The organism is Actinoplanes utahensis (assembly GCF_016862455.1).
In the GTDB taxonomy this organism is placed as follows: Bacteria; Actinomycetota; Actinomycetes; order Mycobacteriales; family Micromonosporaceae; genus Actinoplanes; species Actinoplanes utahensis.
The window spans coordinates 31,883-49,646 of the sequence record NZ_BOMZ01000057.1 but is presented as its reverse complement, the minus strand read 5'-3'; the positions used below and the strand labels follow the sequence as shown (position 1 = coordinate 49,646).

Sequence of the window (17,764 nt, the reverse complement as noted above, 5' to 3'; positions counted from 1 at the left end):
AGCGAACACCGGCGGGCGGGGCGGCATCGGCCTCGGCTTCGGACCGGATGTCGGCGTGCATGAAGGCGTCGGCCTCGGGCGGGGCGTCGGCGGGCGGGGTGGGATCGGTCTCGGGCGGGTGGGGGCGGCCGGGGCGGAGCAGGACGAAGAGGCCGAGCAGCGCGCACATGACGGGCAGGCCGGCGGGGAGGATCGGGGTGACCAGGACGGCGACGGCGGCGCCGGTCAGGGCGACCAGGCGGGTGTCGCGGTCGCGGAGGGACGGCAGGATCAGGGCGATCAGGCCGGCCGGGAAGGCGGCGTCGAGGCCGAGGGCGTCCGGGTCGCCGGTGGCGCCGCCGAGCAGGACGCCGAGGACCACGCCGGTGTTCCAGGCGACGAAGAGGGAGCCGCCGACCAGCCAGTAGACGCGGCGGCGGGCCTGCGGGGACGATTCGGCGAGGGCGAAGGCGACGGTTTCGTCGGTCATGAGGTGGCTGCCGACGAGACGGTCCCGCCAGCGGGTGCCGAGGGTGTCCGCGACGGCGAGGCCGAAGGGCAGGTGCCGGGCGTTGAGCAGCAGGCCGGCGAGCACGGCGGCGACCGGGTTGCCGGCGGCGAGCAGGCCGACGGCCAGGAACTGGGCGCCACCGGCGAAGATCAGCGTCGACATGACGACCGGAACCCAGGCGGGCAGTTCGTACGCGATGGTGATGGCGCCGAAGGACGCGCCGACCGCGAGGGAGGCCGCGGCCAGGGCGCCGATGTCGCGCGCCTGGGCGCGTGTTCGATATAACGTCCCCATAGTTCGACATACTGAACGCTGGTCGCAGCGTTCGTCAAACCGAACGATTAGACCGATGGAGCGAACATGCAGCAGCCGGCACCTCCGCTGGCCGTCATCGCCGCGGCCCTGCGCCGGGAACGCGACCGGGCCGGCATCTCGCAGACCGAGCTGGCCCGGCGCGCCGGGCTGGCCAAGTCGACGCTGTCCCAACTCGAGGCCGGCACCGGGAACCCCAGCATCGAGACGCTGTGGGCGCTCGGCGTGGCGCTGGGCGTCCCGTTCAGCCGGCTGATCGAGCCGCCGCCCACCCCGGTGCGGGTGATCCGGGCCGGCAGCGCGCCCCGGGTGCGGGCCGACAACGCCGAGTTCTACGGCACCCTCCTGGCCGCCGGGGCGCCGCACTCCCGGCGCGACCTCTACCTCCTGGAGCTGGAGCCCGGCTCACGGCGGGACGCGGAACCGCACATCCCGCGCAGCGTCGAGCACATCGTGGTGTGCGGAGGGCGGATCCGGGTCGGCCCGGTCGACGAACTGGTCGAACTGGAGCCGGGCGACTACGTGACGTTCCCCGGCGACGTGCCGCACAGCTACGAGGCCCTCGCGCCCGGCACCTGGGCGATCCTGGTCACCGAACACCCCTGACGACCTGCGCGGAGTACGGGCGGCGTGCGCGCCGCAGATCCACACGCGGGACGGGGTCAGCGTTCGGCGTACAGGCGGGCGACGACGTCCTCGATGTCGGGTTCGACCAGGGAGAGGTCGCGGACCGGGACGGCGGCGACCAGGCCGGCGACCGCAGCGCCGGCCGTCGCCGAGTCCAGGGTGAACGTCACCCGGTGACCGTTCGCGGTCACTGCGGTCAGCGACGCGCCGGGCAGCTCGAACCCGTCCGGCAGCGGCTTCTCCAGGTCGGCGACCAGGCTGCGGCGGGAGCCGTACCGGGTGTGCAGCGCCTCGATGCTGCCGTCGTGCACCACCCGGCCGTGGTCGATCACCACGAGACGTTCGCAGAGCCGTTCGATGTCGGCGAGATCATGGGTGGTCAGGACCAGGGTCACGTCGCCGGTCGCGCCCAGTTCGGCCAGGAACGAGCGGACCGCCTGCTTGCTGACCACGTCCAGGCCGATCGTCGGCTCGTCCAGGAACAGCACCTCCGGGCCGTGCAGCAGGGCCGCGGTCAACTCGCCGCGCATCCGCTGGCCCAGCGACAACTGCCGGACCGGAGTGTCCAGGAACTCGTCCAGATCCAGCAGCTCCCGGCAGCGCCGCAGCCGGGCGGCGTGATCCCCGGCCGGCACCCGATAGATGTGCCGGAGCAGCGCGAACGACTCCCGCAACGGTAGATCCCACCACAACTGGGAACGCTGGCCGAAGACCACGCCGATCCGCAGCGCCAGCCGCGTGCGCTGCGGAACCGGGGTCAGCCCGCACACCGACACCTCGCCGGACGACGGGGTCAGGACGCCGGTGAGCATCTTCAGGGTGGTCGACTTGCCGGCGCCGTTCGGGCCGATGTAACCGACCATCTCGCCGCGGCCGATGGTCAGGCTCACCCCGTCCACGGCCGCGACCGTGCGTTTCTCCCGGCGGAACCGGCCGGCTTTCACCCGTACCGTGAAGCTCTTGTGAAGCTCTCGCATTCTGATCATGACCCGGTGCTCCGGTAGTGGCGGATGCCGGCTCGCCAGACGGCGGCGGCGACGACCACCGCGCCGAGCGCGACCAGCGGGGACAGGAAACCGGCCCAGGCCGGCAGACCGAGCGGGTCGGGGCGGCCCAGCAGGGCAAGCGCCGGCTGATAGGCGACGAAGGCGAAACCCAGGGTGTACGCGAACAGGTTGCGGAACCACGGGCCGTAGACCGTGATGGGGTACGACGTGAAATCGCGCCCGCCATAGGTGAACGCCGACCCGATCTCCCCGGAGTCCACCCACCAGAACGCCAGGCTCGCGCTGATCACGAAGATCGACCCGAAGAAGACCGCCGCCGTGACCGGGGCCAGCACCACCAGCAGCACCCGCGGCGGCGTCCAGTCGATGTCGTTCGCGGCGAGCGCCACACCGAGCACGGTGAACCCGAGCGCCACCCGCAGCACCTTACGGACCGGCAGATCCATCAGCAGCAGCTGCGGCAGCGCCCGCAACGGCCGGACCAGCACCGAATCCATCGTCCCGGCCCGCACGAACGTCTTCAGGCGATCCACGTTGCCGACCGCGAAATCGGCGAGCGCGAACCCGGCCGAACTCAGGCCCACGATCAGGATCGCCTCCCACAACGAGAACCCGCCCACCGCCGGCGTCGCCCGGAACAGCACCAGCACGGTCAGCACGTCGAACACCGTGGCGCCCATGTTGCCGAACAGCTCCACCAGGAACGACGAACGGTAGGTGGCGGCGGACCGGATCTGCGCGGACGCCAGGGCCGCGTACGCCCGCAGCTCACCCACCCTGCACCACCAGGCGCCTCTCCGCCCGCCGCTGCACCAGGACGGCCACCGCCAGGATCACCACCGCCCACCCGGCCTGCAGGCCCACCAGACCGGTCTGCAACGCCGGGCCGTCCCGCTCGGCGATCACATCGAGGGGGGTCTGCAGCAGACTCGGCAGCGGCGTCGCCACCCACAACACCACCGCGACCTCCTCCGGCAGCAGGCGCAACGGGAAGTACAGGCCGCCCAGCACGCCGGACCCCAGCGTCCACAGGGTGATCGGGCCGCGCGCGTCCTGCAGCCAGTAGGCAGTCGCGTTCACGGCATAGCGGCAACCGAAACAGATGATCACGGCGAGGAGCACGGAGAGCGCGAAGAGCGGGACCGTCTGCCAGCGGGCCGGTGTGTGCAGCGGGAAGAACAGGGCCCCGGCCAGCAGCGGCGGACCGAACCGGGTGAGCATCCCGTACAGGGCCCGGCCCAGGTCGGCGGCGAGGTAGGCGGCCACCGGGCCGACCGGACGTAACAGGTCGGCCGCGATGTCACCGGTACGGATCCGGTCGGCCAGTTCCGTCCAACCCCAGATACCGATGACACTGAGTAGGCCCTGTCCCACCCACACGTACGTCGCCAGTTGCTCCACGTCATATCCGGCCGGGCGGTTGCCCACCGCCTCCGCCGCCACCGCCAGCAAGACGTAGCAGCGCAGGAAGCCGAACACGATGTTGGTGAACGTTCCGGCTATGGTGGCTTGCCGGTACGTCGCGTACCGCCGGAAACCCGAGCCGATCAGCGCACCGAAAGTAGTGACGGAGGCGCGGAACGGACCGGTTCGAGAGATCGTCGGCACGCTGGCGTCTCGATGGTCCACGCCGTTAATCTCCTTTCCGAAACCCCCGCGACGGAGCCGGGCGACTCTACGCGGGTCGCCCGCCGGGCGCGGCTCAATTTCTTGACAGCTGGAGTTCGCCGTGACGGAGCGTTGCCATTCGACGGGTCCTGCCCGATGAACGGTTGGAGCTCCCGGCCGGGCGACAGCTGGGACGACGAACCCGCCTGGGTCTACGAGATCACCTGGGAGTGGGAGCCGGTCCCCGGACAGCGTTATCCCGGCGACCCGGGACGCCGCAAGGCCGTGCACACACCGGTCTACGAGGCGTCCCGTGGCGAATCCGCGCCGGCCAGCTCGATGCCGGTCAGCCCGGCGGGGCGGGCCTCGGTTCCGGGTGCGGATCAAAATCAGTCGCGGTACGAGGCAACGCGCTCGGACCAGCGCTTCGACCACCGCTCCGACCAGCACTCCGATCGGCGCTCCGATCGGCGCTCCGACCAGCGTGACGTGTCCGGCAGGCCGCAGATGCCCCGGGAGGAGCCCTCCTGGAACCGGCCGATCCACATGCACGACCGGGTTCACGGGGGGCCGGAGCAGCGGCGGGGGTCCGCGCCGGTGTACGGCCGTCCCACGGCTCCCGGCAACCCCGACTCCAGCGGGCACGCGGTTCCGAACACCCCCGTCTCCGGCCGTCCCGCGGCTCCCGGCACCCCCGTCTCCGGCGGTCCCGGCATCGGTGGGCTCGGCGGTGGCCGGCCCGGCGCCGGAATGCCCGGTCAAGGGCGTACCGGGGTTCCCGGGCGATCGTCCGTTCCGGTCAGTCCCGGGCATCCGATGCCGGCGGCGCCTGTCTCGCCCGAGCGTGGCGGGCTTCCCACGGCCGGGCGGGCTCCGCAGCAGCCGATGACGCCCGACATCTCCGGTGGCGGCGGCTGGGGGCGCGGGTCCCAGCAGGCCGGTGATCACAGCGATCCGGACCGTCACGGACCCCACGGTGCAGCGGCCCACGGCGGGCCGGGAGCGCGTGGTGCCGCGGGCCACGGCGGGCCAGGCGCGCACGGTGCCGCGGCCCACGGCGGGTCGGCACCTCAAGGGGGTCCCGTTCCGCAAGGGGGGTCCGGCCGTCACGGCGGGTCCCATCCGCAGGGCGATCCGGCGTCGCGCGGTGGGCCGATTCCGCTGGGGCGTTTCGGCGGGTCGATGGGGTCTGCAGCAGCCGCCGGGCCGGCGCACGGCCGTGGACGTTCCGAGGAGGACCAGCTTCATCCGGGTGGCCTGCCGACTCCGGAACAGCACGTTCCCCGGCAGGGCAGCGAGGCGCGCCCGGCCACGGGCCCGACTTCGCCTGCCGGTCCCACCTACGGCGCGGCCCGTCCGGCGCCCGCCGACGCCTTCCCGGCCTACTCCGGTGAACGCGGACCGGCACGCGACGGCCGTAACCCTGACGCGCCCTTCGACCTGCGTCCCGCACCGCAGGACCGGAACTCGCCGGCACCGTCCCGCCCGGCCGCGCAACCGACCCGGGTCACCCCGGCGCAGCCCGTCATGCCTCCGGCCGCGGTCTACCCGGCCGTTCCGGGCCAGGCCCCCGGCATGCCGGTCCCCACCTCCGGCCGCGGCGTCCCCGGCGGCGTCGCTCCGGTCTCCGGCGTGGCAGCACCACATCGCCCGGGCGTCGCGCCGGCCTCGGCGGTCCCCGGCAACTCGTCCCCGGTGGTTCCGGGTGGATCAGCCGCGCCCGGTATCCCGGCCCGGCCGGCCGCACCCGGTGTCTCCGGTGGAGCGGCCGTGCCCGACGTCCCGGGCGGAGCAGGCATGTCCGGCATTCCGGGAAGATCGGCTATGCCCGGCGTCCCGAGTGGGGCGCCCGTGCCCGGCGTCCCTGGTGGAACAGCCATGCCCCGCGTACCGGGTGGAACAGCCATGCCCCGCGTACCGGGTGAAGCAGCAGCACCCGGCGTCCCGGGTAGATCGGCTATGCCCGGCGTCCGGGGTGGAGCGGCCGTGCCCGGTATTCCGGGTGGACCGGGTTCGGGTATCACAGGCGGCACCGCACCGGTTTCAAGCCCGGCGGGGATGGATCCACACGCCCTGCCCGTCTCCGGCGCACGTGCGGACGGCCGCCAGCACCCGCAGGCCCGCCAGGACACCGACGAGTCCACGCGGGCGATATCCGTGCCCGGCCGCGGCATGCAGGCTCCGGAACCTGTCGTTCCGGGCGAACACCTCGCGCCGGAAGCCACTCAGGTGTTCAGGATCCCCCACCCGATCCCGATGTCGCCCCGCACACCCGATGCCGCGCCGGTCTCTGGACCGGCCGGATCCGACCAGTACGCCCCGACGGGCACCGCGCCGGTCTCCGCGCCTGCCGGATTCGACACAAACGCCACGACCGGCACCGCGCCCGTCTCCGGACCCGCTGGGTTCGAACCGCACACTGCGGCTGGCATGGTGGCGGCTGCCGGGGACGCTGTGGGTGCTCCGGTCGGTGCCGGTAGAGAGTCGGGGCCGGGCATCTCGTTCCCGCGTGATCATGGGCGGATCGGAGAGGATGTCGCCCGAGGCCGGCACGAAGCGGGCGACGAGCAGGACCCGACGCGACCGCTCGACCCACGGCGGCTGGCGCAGGCTGCTCCGGCGCACGGACGGCACGAAGCGGGCGACGAGCAGGACCCGACACGGCCGCTCGACCCACGGCGGCTGGCGCAGGCTGCTCCGGCGCACGGACGGCACGAAGCGGTGTCCGGTCCGGAGGACCCGACCCGGCCCTTCGGGCTGCGGCGGACCGGCACCGAGGCGCCCGGGCCCTCTCTGGAGAACACCCAGATCATCGACGCGCGACTGTTGGGAACGCGCGCTGCGGCCGGCCAGACCACTGGCACGGACGAACACGTCGGTTCCACCGGTGTGGGGCAGCCCGCGACCGGCGCCTCCGAACACATGGGCGGGCGGCACGGCGAGACGGGCGCGCACGCCGCGACCGGAGTTGCCGAGCCGCGGCATGGTGACGGGCAGGATTCCCGAGCAGGGCACGGGCAGGCTGCCGGGCCGCGGCGCGAGCCGGACGGGCCGGCGGAAACGGCACGGGCCGAGCCGCAGGTTGCAGGGCAGTCGGGTGCCACCACGGGCGCGTACGCCGTTGGGCAGGAAGTCGGCGCGGCGCGCGGGGAGCCGGTTGCGGCCGAAACCGCTGCCGAGGAGCCGGCGGGCCACGGTCTCGGTTGGCTGCTGTCGATGAGCGGGCTCGGTGCGACCACGCCGGTTCCCGAACCGGAGACGGCGGCCGCGGACGAGGCGTCCACCACCGACGTCGCGAACAAGCCGATGAGCTGGTTCGCTTTCGCCCCGAGCGAGCCCAAGTCCACTCCCACGGACCCACAGGACACCCTGCCCGAGCAAGCCGACACCGCCGCGAACCCGCAAGACACCCTGCCCGAGCAGGCGGACACCGGTGCTGAGGAGCAGGCCGGGTCGGAGGACACCCGCACCGCACCGGAAAGCACGACACTGGAACACCCCGTGTCGGAGCAGGACCGCACCTTGGGCGAGGACGAACTCGCCGAGGACTCGGAGAGCCAGGCTGCCGCCGAGCAGAGTTCTGCCCTGCTCGACGGCGAGCACACCGACTTCGAACAGGCCTCGCCCCTCATCGAGGACGAACCCGTCGACTTGAGGCGTGCCCCGGCCACCGCCGAAAACCAGCACGCGAACCTCGAGCAGCCTCCGATCCTCGGAGAGGACGAGCACGCCGACCTCGAGCAGCCTCCGATCCTCGGAGAGGACGAGCACGCCGACCTCGAGCAGGCTTCGCCCCGCCGAGAGGACGAGCCCACCGGCCTGGGACAGACCCTGGCCACCGCGGAAGACGAGCACACCGAGCTCGGGCAAGCCCCGGCCGCCGCTGAGGACGAGCACACCCAGTTCATGCAGGTCCCGGACGGCGCGGAAGACGAACACACCGACTTCGCGCAGGCTCCGGCCACCGTCGAGGACGAGCGCACCGATCTCATGCAGGTCCCGGCCGGCGCGGGCGACGAGGACGCCGGCTTCGAGCGGATCTCGGCCTCTTCCGAACGGCACATCCCATTCGGGCAGGAGCCGGACTCGACGGACGGGCCGGAGCAGGATCGCGCTGAAGATGGACGCATCCCGTCCGAGCACGAACCTGTGCAGGACGAGTCGGCGGGTACCGCGGTTGAACCGGACCCGGCTTCCATCGGAACGGAGCCCACCGGATTCGACGCTGGAGATGCCGTCGCCGAACCGGTCGACACCGGTTTCGCGCACGGACAGACCTCGACTATCGCCGAAACCGAAGACACCGACTTCGACCCGGTCCCTGCCGAAGGGCAGCACACCGACTTCGACCCGATCCCTGCCGAAGGACAACACACCGGTTCTGGGAGGGACTTGCCTTCTGTCGGAGGGCACGCCGGTTTCGGGACGGACTCGGCCGAAGGTGGGCAGGAGCAGGATCGCGCTGAGGATGGGCGCACCGCGTCCGGGTTGGAACCTCAGTGGATTGAGTCGGTGAACGGCCAGGCCGAACTGGACGCGGCTGCCACTGTTACGGAGCACGCGGGGCTGGACGACGGGCGTGATCAGGCCGAGGCTGACGTCGTGCACGAGGGCATTTCGGCCGGGACGGGAGATGCCGGCGCCGAGACGGATCGCGGGGCAGGCCAGGCCTGGGGCGGAACGGCAGCCGGTGAGCACGGGCAGGGCGAGACGGAACCTGACTCCGAGGACGCGCCGCTGACGTTCGAGCGGGAGCCGGGTGTCTCCGGTGAGGGCGACGACATCGTCGGGACGGCCGCTGTCGCCGAGGTGGACGGGAACGAGATCGGGACTCGTTCGCCGGATGCCGAGGATGTCGCCGCGGAGGTTGCAGACCTAGAGCCAGAGCCGGCGAAGGCCCAGGGCCGGACTGCGGGCTCTGTCCGGGAGCCAGAACAGGTCTCGGCGCGGGAGCCAGAACAGATCTCGGCCCCGGAGACGGAACAGATTTCGGAAGGCTTCGCAGACGAGACGACGGTCGCCGGGGAAGGGCAGGGCGCCGGGCTGGAACCGCCGGTCGTGGAGCCCATGGCGTCGTCGCACAGGGTGGACGAGGCGGCGGCGGGAGCCGACGGCGTTCCGCCTGGTGAAGGCGGCGGGACCTCGGCGGTGGGCGTTTCGCCGGCGGACGAAGTGGGCGTTCACGGCGAGGATTGGCAGGATGCCGCCGAGCCGGAGTCCTCGCTCGATCTCGACTCGGAACTCCAGGCCGACAGGGAAGCCGTGCTCGGCGAGGACCAGCCGACTGGACCCGGGTACGGCATTGTGCTGCTGGAGGCCGAGTCCGGCGAGGAGACGGCCACGGACGACCCGGCCGAAAAGGTCGTGGGCGAAGTCGTTGAGACGGTCCTGGCCGACCCGGCTGAGAGGGTCGTGGACGACCCTGCGGGAACGGTCACGGACGACCCGGCCGAAAAGGTCGCGGCCGAAGTCGTTGAGACGGTCCCGGACGATGCGATAGAGACGGTCTCGGACGGTGCGGTAGCGGCGGTCGGTGATGATGCGGCGGCAGGTACGGAGCTCGCGGAACCGGCGGAGTACGCGGCAGAAGAACGGGCTGATCATGGCCTGGTGACGACGGGCGCCGCTGAGCCGGACGCCCTTGCTGAGGGCTCCGGGGCCGCATCGGAGGCTCTGTCCGAGGAGGAGACCACTCCCCTGTCGACGGAGACTCACGATGCGGTCGCCGGCGAGCCCGCAACCGCCTCGTTCGGTGGGGCGGCGGACGAAGAGGTGACCAGTCTTCTCGCGCTGGGAACGCCGGTGGAGGTCACGGAGGCGTTCCCCACCATGGTCCTGGGGGCTGAGGCGGACGAGGAGCAGACGACCCGGCTCGTGGCCGTGGCCGTGGGGCCGCAGGATGTCACCGAGGCGGTTCCGACCACGGTTCTCGGGGACGGGGACGAGCGGACCGTGCTTCTCGCGGTGGGGACAGCGGACAATGCCACTGAGGCGCTGACGGCCGTCACCGAGGATGAGGTGACCACCCGGCTCGGGGTCACCGGGGCCGCGGATGCTCCGGTCACTGAGGAGTTCACGGCCGTCCTGGCAGGGGCCGGGAAGCCGGACGACCGGGGCGAGCCGGGCGGGGGCGGTCCGCTGGCCGAGGCGACCGATGCCGCCGCGCCCGGCGACGTGGCCGCGGAAGAGCGGAACGGGACGGGCGAGCGCGACGAGACAGGCGAACGCGACGGGGGTGTCGGGGACGGTGCTCCGGGCGTACCGCTGAAGGGGTGGGAAGGGGAAGCGGCCGGAGGCGCGGCAGCCACGCCCGGGGATGCGGCCTCGCGAATTCCGGCGCGGGTCGAGCCGGTGCGGCAGCGGCAGGATCAGCGGGTTCCGGCGGATCGGCGGCGGGCGGATCCGGAGCAGATTCTGGCGTCGTATCCGTGGGCGTTCGATCCGCGAACGCTGCGGGAGCAGGTGGACGATCCGGATCGGTTGTGGGATCTGGTGGACCGGCTCAGTGACCGGCTGGAGTTCGCCGAGCGGGACAATGTGCGGGCCGGGCTGCTGAGTCTGCGGGCCGTGGTGAACCGGGTCGTCGGTGAGCTGGACGACGCGCTCGCGGACGGCCGGGAGGCGCTGCGGCATGCGGAGGCCGCCGGTGAGCTGCGGACCGTGGCGATCGCGCAGGCGCGGCTGGCGCATGTGCTGCAGTGGCGGGCGGAGTTCGCCGAGGCGGATCTGCTGTATGCGCGGGCCGACTCGCCGGAGCTGCCGTCCCGGACCCGGGCGGAGATCATCGAGCTGGCCGGGCGGTCGGCGTTCGAGCAGGGGCGGTACCTGGAGGCGGTGAACCACTTCGAGCGGGCGCTGGACGTGCGCGGGGGTGCGGATCCGGAGCTGGTGGAGCGGGTCGAACTGGCGCTCGACGAGATCAGCCGGCGGTCCGGGGAGGGCTGGGGCCCGTATCCGCGGACCCGGGACGAGCTGCTGGGGATGCCGGAGGCGCCGGTTCCGCTGTTGGACGAGGGCGCGGGACTCTGGGGGTACGCGGCAGCGGTCGATCCCCGGTACGCCGAGGCGCAGCCGTTCACGGAAGGGCTGGCGTGGGTGCGCCGCCCCGACGCGCCGGCCTGGGAGCTGATCGACACGGCTGGTGAGCTGGTCATCGCCGCTGCGCACGGCTATGTCGCGGTGAGCCGGTTCGCGGAGGGTCTGGCCTGGGTGTCGCGGGGTGACGGCGGCTGGTTCGCGATCGACAGGCAGAACCGGCTGGCCGTGCCGGCCGGTGGGTTCGAGGACGCGCGGCCGTTCCGGCGGGGGCTGGCCGTGATCCGGCAGGGCGGCCGGTGGGGCGCGGTGGACCGGAACGGCAGGATCGCGGTGCAGCCGGAGTTCCAGGGGTTCGCGACGGTGTCGCACACCGGCGGGCCGGTGGAGGGTTTCACCGACGAGGGTCTGGCGGTCGTGGACGCCGGGGACCGGTTCGGGGTGGTGGACCGTACCGGCCGGACGGTGCTGGACGCGGTGCACGCTGCCGTGGTGATCCATCCGGCGGCGTTCCTGGTGCGTGACGCGGCCGGGCGGTGGGGTGCGCTGGACCGCCGGGGCACTCCGCTGACCGAGATGGGTCACCCGTCCCGGGAGGCCGTCGCCGACCGGCTGCCGGAGGAGGCCAGGCCGGTCCTCTAGGTTCGGGGGATGGAATTTCGTCATCTCGGCCGTTCCGGCCTGCTGGTCAGCGAGATCGCCTACGGCAACTGGATCACCCACGGTTCGCAGGTGGAGGAGGAGGCCGCCCTCGCGTGTGTGCGGGCGGCCCTGGACTGCGGCATCACCACGTTCGACACCGCCGACGTGTACGCGGGAACGCGTGCCGAGGAGGTGCTGGGCCGGGCTCTGCGCTCTTCGGTCAGGACCGAGCTGGAGATCTTCACCAAGGTCTTCTGGCGCACCGGGAAGGGGCCGAACGGCAGCGGGCTGTCCCGTAAGCACATCCTGGAGTCGATCGACGGTTCGCTGCGCCGGCTCGGCACCGACTACGTCGACCTCTACCAGGCGCACCGTTTCGACCATCACACGCCGCTCGACGAGACCATGGAGGCGTTCGCCGACGTGGTCCGGCAGGGCAAGGCCCTCTACATCGGGGTGTCCGAGTGGACGGCCGAGCAGATTCGGGCGGCCGCGCCGCTGGCCCGTGACCTGAGGATCCGTCTGGTGTCGAATCAGCCGCAGTATTCGATCCTGTGGCGGGTGATCGAGGCGGAGGTGGTTCCCGCGTCGCAGGAGCTCGGGCTGGGGCAGATCGTCTGGTCGCCGCTGGCGCAGGGCGTGCTGACCGGCAAGTACCGGGCCGGGGAGCAGCCGCCGGCCGGGTCGCGGGCCACCGACGACAAGTCCGGGGCCGGGTTCATCGCCCGCTGGCTGGGTGACGACGTGCTGACCACGGTGGCCCGGCTGAAACCGCTGGCGGACGAGGCGGGGCTGACGATGGCTCAGCTGGCGGTGGCGTGGGTGCTGCAGAACCCGAACGTCTCGGCCGCGATCATCGGCGCGTCCCGGCCGGAGCAGGTCCGGGACAACGTGAAGGCGTCCGGGGTCCGGCTGGACGACGGGCTGCTGAAGGCGATCGACGAGATCGTGGATCCGATCGTGACCCGCGACCCGTCGCTCACCTCCAGCCCCGCGAAACGTCCTTAATTCTCCCAGAACCGCATGAGCTGGAGGCCGCTGGCGAACAGCTCCTGCTCGATGCCGATCAGCCCGGCCAGCCAGTTGACCAGCTCGAAGAAGTAGGTGCCGACCTGGGTCTGCCAGAGCAGCAGGAACAGGACCAGGAAGCCCCAGGGGGCCACCACGTTCCAGGCGCGCTGGTAGGCCGGGCTCAGCCAGGGCTGGATGATGCCGCCGCCGTCCAGCCCGGGGATCGGCAGGAAGTTCAGCACGCTCGCGGTCACCTGCAGGAAGGCGAGCGCGGCCAGCGCCGCCCAGAACGCGCCGTGGCTGGTGTCGGCGAGGGTGACCCCGCCGAGACCACTGGGGACCACCTCCGGCGCCAGGCCGATCAGGAACGGAATGGCGATCACGACGGCGAGCACCACGTTGGTCAGCGGTCCGGCCGCGCTGATCAGCGAGTCCTTCACCTTGCTGCGGATGTAGCGGTGGTCCACCCAGACCGCGCCGCCGGGCAGGCCGATGCCGCCGAGGATCACCACGATCACCGGCAGCACGATCGACAGCAGCGGGTGCGTGTACTTCAGCGGGTTGAGCCGCAGGTAGCCCCGGTCGGCGACGGTCAGGTCGCCGGAGAAGTAGCCGAGGACGGCGTGGGCGTACTCGTGCAGGCACAGCGAGATCAGCCAGCCGGAGATGATGAACAGGAACACGTCCAGGCCGATGTTGCCGAACCCGCTCCAGGTCATCACGCCGCTGGCCACGAAGACCGCGACGATGCCGACGAAGACCGGGCTCGGCACGAAGGCGTTGCGCGGGGTACGGGTGTAAACCGGTTCGTACGTCACGTCAGTCCGCTCACTCGGCCGGTTGCAGACTCATCTGATAGTCCACCCGGTCGTCCTCGACCAGGATGACCGTGCTGACCCCGGCGCTCTGCAGGTTGCGCCACTCCTGCCCGATCCAGGACTCGGCGTCCGCCTGGCTGCTGAACGGCTCGGCCGGGCCATCGACGGGCTTGCCGTCGGCGTCTTCGTACCGCCAACTCCATGCCATGGAGCCACCCCCTCACGTCGCAAACTCCGATGGGCTTCCACCCTACGGCTTCCGCGCGGGAGACCCGGCTCTAAGGTACGGGGCATGTCCGAAGATCGGTGGAACACGGTTCTCGTCCTCGGCGGTATCCGCTCCGGCAAATCCGGGTTCGCCGAGTCCCTGGTGGCCGGCGCGCCGTCGGTGCGATATGTGGCGACCGCGGCCGGCGGCGAGGACGACCCCGAGTGGCTCGAGCGCATCGAGCAGCATCAGCGGCGGCGGCCGCAGTCCTGGACGACCGAGGAGACCGGCGCCGACCCGTCCCTGCTGACCGAGATGCTGACCGCGGCCGGTCCGGACGAGACACTGCTCGTCGACGACCTGGGCGGCTGGGTGGCGGCGGTGCTGAACCCGGCCCGGCAGCCGAACGACGACGAGGCCGACGTGGCGGCGCTCGCGGACGCGGTCCGTGCGACGCGGGCCCGGGTGGTGCTGGTCAGCCCGGAGGTCGGGTTGTCGCTGGTCCCGGTCACCCCGGTGGGGCGGGCTTTCACCGACGCGCTCGGCACGACCAACCAGGCCCTCGCCGCGGCGTGTGACGGGGTGGCGCTGGTGGTCGCCGGCCAGCCGACGTGGCTGCGCGGCGGGCCCCTGGAACCGGTCGCCCCCGGCGAACCGGCCGTCGCGGCCCCGGTCGCATCGCGGCCGGTCGCGTCCCGCCCGGTCGCCGTGCCGACGCCGTCGACACCGGCGCCCCCGCCGCCTCCGGCGCAGCCGCCCACAGTGGTCGAGCCGGTCGCGGCGCCGGAGCCCGGCCCGCTGGCCGCGCTGCAGGGGGCCACGATGACGCTGCCGCTGGTGGCGTCCGGGCTCACCGAGATCAAGCCGGGCATGGACCTGCCGTTGCCGAGCAGCGAGTCCGGCCCGGACGCCCGGGAACGACTGGCCTCCCTGGACCTGCCCGGCGGCGGGCTGGGCGCACTCGGCGAGGCCGTCGAGTTCGCGGCGGCCACCCAGGGCACCGTGACGCCGCGGGTGTGGGCGGGCGTGCGGGTGGTGGTGATCGCCGGTGGCCGTACCGGTGGGGCCGTCGCCGGCGTCGACTCCGCCGATGTGGAACGTCGCATCGCCGAGGCCGAACGCGGCGAGGGCCTGCTCGGGCGGCTCGCCGCGCGGCACGACGCCGACATCTCCGTGCTGCGGACCGCGACGACCGGCGCGATGGAGGACGGCCCGATCACCGACGAGGAGTCGGTGGAGGCCGCGCTGCGCGACGGCTGGCGGCTCGCCGACGGGGCGGCCGACGCCGGCCGGGACGTGATCGTGCTCGCCGGCATCAGCGCCGGCGCCGAGGCCGCCGCCACCGCGGTGCTCGCCGCGACCACCGGGGCCGAGGCGGTCGCGACGCTGCCGCGGGTGCAGGTTCCCGGAGCGCGTTTCGACGATGCGGCCTGGATGCAGCGCTGCGCGGCGGTACGTGACGCGCTGCACCGCATCCGGCAGGAGCCCCGCGGCGCCGTCGACGTGCTGCGAGAGATCGGCGGCCTGGACGTCGCCGTCGCCACCGGCCTGCTGCTCGGCGCGGCGGCCCGGCGGATCCCGGTGCTCGTCGACGGCCCGCTCGGGATCGCGGCCGGCCTGGTCGCCCGGGACCTGGCGAGCCAGACCCGGCACTGGTGTCTGCTGCCCGAGGCGGGCACCCTGTCGCTGGTCAAGCAGGGCGCCGACGTGCTCGGGCTGACCCCGGTGCTGCAGACCGGCCTCGACCTGGGCGAGGGGGCGAACGCGCTGTCGGTGCTGCCGCTGCTGCGTACCGCGATCGGGCTGGCGTCCACGTCCCCGGTGCACCCGGCCCTGCTGGGCGAGGTCGGCGACGACGGGCTCGACGACGACGCCGCGGTCATCGGGGAGCCGGCGGAATTCGCCGAGCCGGACCCGCACGGACCGGGCCCGGCCACCACGGGTGTCTGACGGCGTACGGCTGGCGGTCACCACACTGACCGTGCTGCCGCTGCGGGCGGGCCGGGTCGACCGGTCCACCGCGGCGGTCGCGATGGCGGTCGCGCCGGCCGTGGGCGCGCTGCTCGGGCTGGTGCTGGCCGGGCTGCTGCTGGGCCTGCGGGCGGCCGGCTCGCCGGATCTGGTCGCGGCCGGGGTGACCGTCGCGGCGGGGGCGCTGCTGACCCGCGGGCTGCATCTGGACGGGCTGGCGGACACGGTGGACGCGCTGGGGTCGTACCGGTCGGGCGCAGCCGCCCTGGAGATCATGAAGAAGCCCGACATCGGGCCGTTCGGGGTGGCGGCGCTCGCCGCCACCGTGCTCGTTCAGGCGGGCGCGCTCACCGTCGCCGGGCCGTGGGCGGTGGTGACCGCCTGGGCGACCGGCCGGCTCGCGATCACGGTCGCCTGCCGCCGCGGGGTGCCCTCCGCCCGCCCCGACGGGCTCGGCGCGATGGTCGCCTCGACGGTGCCGCCGGCCGCGGTGCTCGCCGGCGCGATGTGCGTCGCCGGTCTCGGTCTCGCCGCGGTTCCGGGCCGTCCGTGGCAGGGGCCCCTCGCCGTCGTCATCGCACTGTCCGCGGTGCTTCTGCTGCTGCGTCACACGGTACGGCGGTTCGGCGGCGTCACCGGCGACGTCCTGGGCGCGGCCGTCGAGCTGGCGGTGACGGTCGCCCTGGTCACTCTCACCATCACCCCGCGGTGACGTACGGCCCGCACCCCACGTCACCACACGACAGCGCAATCCGCAGCGTGGTGACGTACGGCCCGATCCGCACCCCACGTCACCACACAACCGCCCGGGTCGGCGCCGAGCGCGACGCCGGGGCGTGCGGTCTCGGCGTGGACCGTACGACCGCGCGGCTCGCACCGCGCGGCCGCGTCGTCAGCGGACGGACGGGGTGACGAACGGGGGTTTGACGAGGCGGGCCTCGATGCGGCGGCCGCGGATGTCGATCTCGACCAGGTCACCGTCGGCGAGGGCCGGCTCGGTGTCGATCAGGGCCAGCGCGATGCCGATCTTCTTCGTCGGCGAGAAGGTACCGCTGGTGGTCTCCCCCACGAGACGGTCCCCCGCGTACACCCGCATGTGACCGCGGGGGATGCCGCGGCCGGTCAGCTCCAGGCCCCGCAGCACCCGCCGCGGGCCGGCGGTCTTCTCGGCCTGCAGGGCCGAACGCCCCCAGAACTCCGGCTTGCCCCAGCCGACCGCCCACCCGGACCGGGCCTGCACCGGGCTGATGTCGAGGGTCAGCTCCTGGCCGTGCAGCGGGTATCCCATCTCGGTGCGCAGGGTGTCGCGGGCGCCGAGCCCGCACGGGCGCGCCCCGGCGGCGATCAGCGAGTCCCAGACGGCGGGCGCGGCGTCCCAGGCGACCACCAGCTCGTAGCCGTGCTCACCGGTGTAGCCGGTGCGGCAGACGACCAGTTCCCCACCGTCGGCGGTCACCGTGGCGAACGACATGTAGTCGTGATCGACCGGCAGGCCGAGACCGGCGAGGATCTCCGCCGAGCGCGGGCCCTGCACGGCCAGCACGGCGTGCCGGCGGTGCTCGTCGGTGACGGTGACCCCGGCCGGCGCGGCGGCGGTGAGGCGGCGGACCACCTCGGCGGTGTTGGCGGCGTTGGGGATGAGGAAGACGTGATCGTCGCCGTGCAGGTAGGCGATCAGGTCGTCGACCACGCCACCGTTCTCGTCGCAGCAGAGCGTGTACTGCGCCTGGCCGGGCGCGATCCGGCCCAGATCGTTGGTGAGGCAGGAGTTGACGAACGCCGCCGCCCCGGCGCCCCGGACCCGGGCCTTGCCGAGGTGCGACACGTCGAAGACGCCGGCCGACTCGCGGACCGCCGCGTGCTCCTTCAGGACGCCACCACCGGCGTACTCCAGGGGCATGTCCCATCCGCCGAAGGCGGCGAACTTCGCGCCGAGGGCGGCGTGCCGGTCGTGCAGGGGGGACTGAAGAAGCTCGGCAGACATGAGACTCAACTTACCGGTGACCTTGAGCAGGATTAGAGTCGCGGGGACAAC

12 protein-coding genes are annotated in these 17,764 nt (G+C 72.9%); 5 read left to right on the top strand and 7 right to left on the bottom strand.

Going from position 1 to position 17,764, the window contains the following annotated elements:
• The coding region (locus Aut01nite_RS21450) for an AzlC family ABC transporter permease (RefSeq protein ID WP_204037617.1) at positions 1 to 784 on the bottom strand (784 nt) is incomplete at its 3' end.
• 66 nt (positions 785 to 850) lie between these two features.
• Here Aut01nite_RS21450 and Aut01nite_RS21445 point away from each other — a divergent pair.
• Positions 851 to 1,408: a helix-turn-helix domain-containing protein gene (locus Aut01nite_RS21445; RefSeq protein WP_043525487.1), complete on the top strand. Its 558-nt coding sequence runs from the start codon at positions 851 to 853 to the stop codon at positions 1,406 to 1,408.
• A gap of 56 nt (positions 1,409 to 1,464) precedes the next feature.
• On the opposite strand, the gene Aut01nite_RS21440 is transcribed toward Aut01nite_RS21445, so the two are convergent.
• From Aut01nite_RS21440 to Aut01nite_RS21430, 3 genes are read right to left on the bottom strand one after another with little or no spacing between them, the layout of a single operon-like run.
• Positions 1,465 to 2,415 (bottom strand): ABC transporter ATP-binding protein, encoded by a 951-nt coding sequence (locus Aut01nite_RS21440; protein WP_043525486.1) that lies wholly within the window; start codon positions 2,413 to 2,415, stop codon positions 1,465 to 1,467.
• Positions 2,412 to 3,212, bottom strand: coding sequence for an ABC transporter permease (locus Aut01nite_RS21435; RefSeq protein WP_043525485.1), 801 nt, complete (start codon positions 3,210 to 3,212; stop codon positions 2,412 to 2,414). Before Aut01nite_RS21435 ends, Aut01nite_RS21440 begins: the two co-directional genes overlap by 4 nt.
• A complete protein-coding gene (locus Aut01nite_RS21430) occupies positions 3,205 to 4,065 on the bottom strand; it encodes an ABC transporter permease (RefSeq protein WP_152628728.1) in 861 nt (286 codons plus the stop codon). Before Aut01nite_RS21430 ends, Aut01nite_RS21435 begins: the two co-directional genes overlap by 8 nt.
• Before the next feature lie 1,965 nt (positions 4,066 to 6,030).
• Between Aut01nite_RS21430 and Aut01nite_RS21425 the strand changes: the two genes are divergently transcribed.
• On the top strand, positions 6,031 to 11,721 hold the full coding sequence (locus tag Aut01nite_RS21425) for a WG repeat-containing protein (protein WP_161790644.1): 5,691 nt from the start codon (positions 6,031 to 6,033) through the stop codon (positions 11,719 to 11,721).
• A gap of 9 nt (positions 11,722 to 11,730) precedes the next feature.
• Positions 11,731 to 12,729, top strand: a complete 999-nt coding sequence (locus Aut01nite_RS21420) for an aldo/keto reductase family protein (protein ID WP_043525483.1) — start codon at positions 11,731 to 11,733, stop codon at positions 12,727 to 12,729.
• On the opposite strand, the gene Aut01nite_RS21415 is transcribed toward Aut01nite_RS21420, so the two are convergent.
• On the bottom strand, positions 12,726 to 13,550 hold the full coding sequence (locus Aut01nite_RS21415) for a site-2 protease family protein (RefSeq protein WP_043525482.1): 825 nt from the start codon (positions 13,548 to 13,550) through the stop codon (positions 12,726 to 12,728). The two genes, Aut01nite_RS21420 and Aut01nite_RS21415, sit on opposite strands and share 4 nt — an antisense overlap.
• A 10-nt stretch (positions 13,551 to 13,560) precedes the next feature.
• Positions 13,561 to 13,758 (bottom strand): hypothetical protein, encoded by a 198-nt coding sequence (locus Aut01nite_RS21410; RefSeq protein WP_043525481.1) that lies wholly within the window; start codon positions 13,756 to 13,758, stop codon positions 13,561 to 13,563.
• A gap of 84 nt (positions 13,759 to 13,842) precedes the next feature.
• Here Aut01nite_RS21410 and Aut01nite_RS21405 point away from each other — a divergent pair, with 84 nt between their 5' ends.
• Both Aut01nite_RS21405 and Aut01nite_RS21400 read left to right on the top strand, forming a co-directional pair.
• Positions 13,843 to 15,708: a bifunctional adenosylcobinamide kinase/adenosylcobinamide-phosphate guanylyltransferase gene (locus Aut01nite_RS21405; RefSeq protein ID WP_043525480.1), complete on the top strand. Its 1,866-nt coding sequence runs from the start codon at positions 13,843 to 13,845 to the stop codon at positions 15,706 to 15,708.
• Entirely contained in the window at positions 15,701 to 16,441 is a 741-nt protein-coding gene (locus tag Aut01nite_RS21400; protein ID WP_043525479.1) for an adenosylcobinamide-GDP ribazoletransferase, read from the top strand. Before Aut01nite_RS21405 ends, Aut01nite_RS21400 begins: the two co-directional genes overlap by 8 nt.
• Positions 16,442 to 16,621: 180 nt before the next feature.
• On the opposite strand, the gene gcvT is transcribed toward Aut01nite_RS21400, so the two are convergent.
• The gene (gene gcvT / locus Aut01nite_RS21395) at positions 16,622 to 17,713 is read right to left on the bottom strand and encodes a glycine cleavage system aminomethyltransferase GcvT (RefSeq protein WP_043525478.1); all 1,092 of its coding nucleotides are present in this window, start codon (positions 17,711 to 17,713) and stop codon (positions 16,622 to 16,624) included.
• Between the last annotated feature and the right edge of the window lie 51 nt (positions 17,714 to 17,764).

Excerpts from the sequence above, each read along its gene's own strand:
- gcvT (WP_043525478.1), bottom strand. The coding sequence starts at position 17,713 with ATGTCTGCCGAGCTTCTTCAGTCCCCCCTGCACGACCGGCACGCCGCC.
- Aut01nite_RS21445 (WP_043525487.1), top strand. The coding sequence starts at position 851 with ATGCAGCAGCCGGCACCTCCGCTGGCCGTCATCGCCGCGGCCCTGCGC.
- Aut01nite_RS21420 (WP_043525483.1), top strand. The coding sequence starts at position 11,731 with ATGGAATTTCGTCATCTCGGCCGTTCCGGCCTGCTGGTCAGCGAGATC.
- Aut01nite_RS21440 (WP_043525486.1), bottom strand. The coding sequence starts at position 2,415 with ATGATCAGAATGCGAGAGCTTCACAAGAGCTTCACGGTACGGGTGAAA.
- Aut01nite_RS21410 (WP_043525481.1), bottom strand. The coding sequence starts at position 13,758 with ATGGCATGGAGTTGGCGGTACGAAGACGCCGACGGCAAGCCCGTCGAT.
- Aut01nite_RS21405 (WP_043525480.1), top strand. The coding sequence starts at position 13,843 with ATGTCCGAAGATCGGTGGAACACGGTTCTCGTCCTCGGCGGTATCCGC.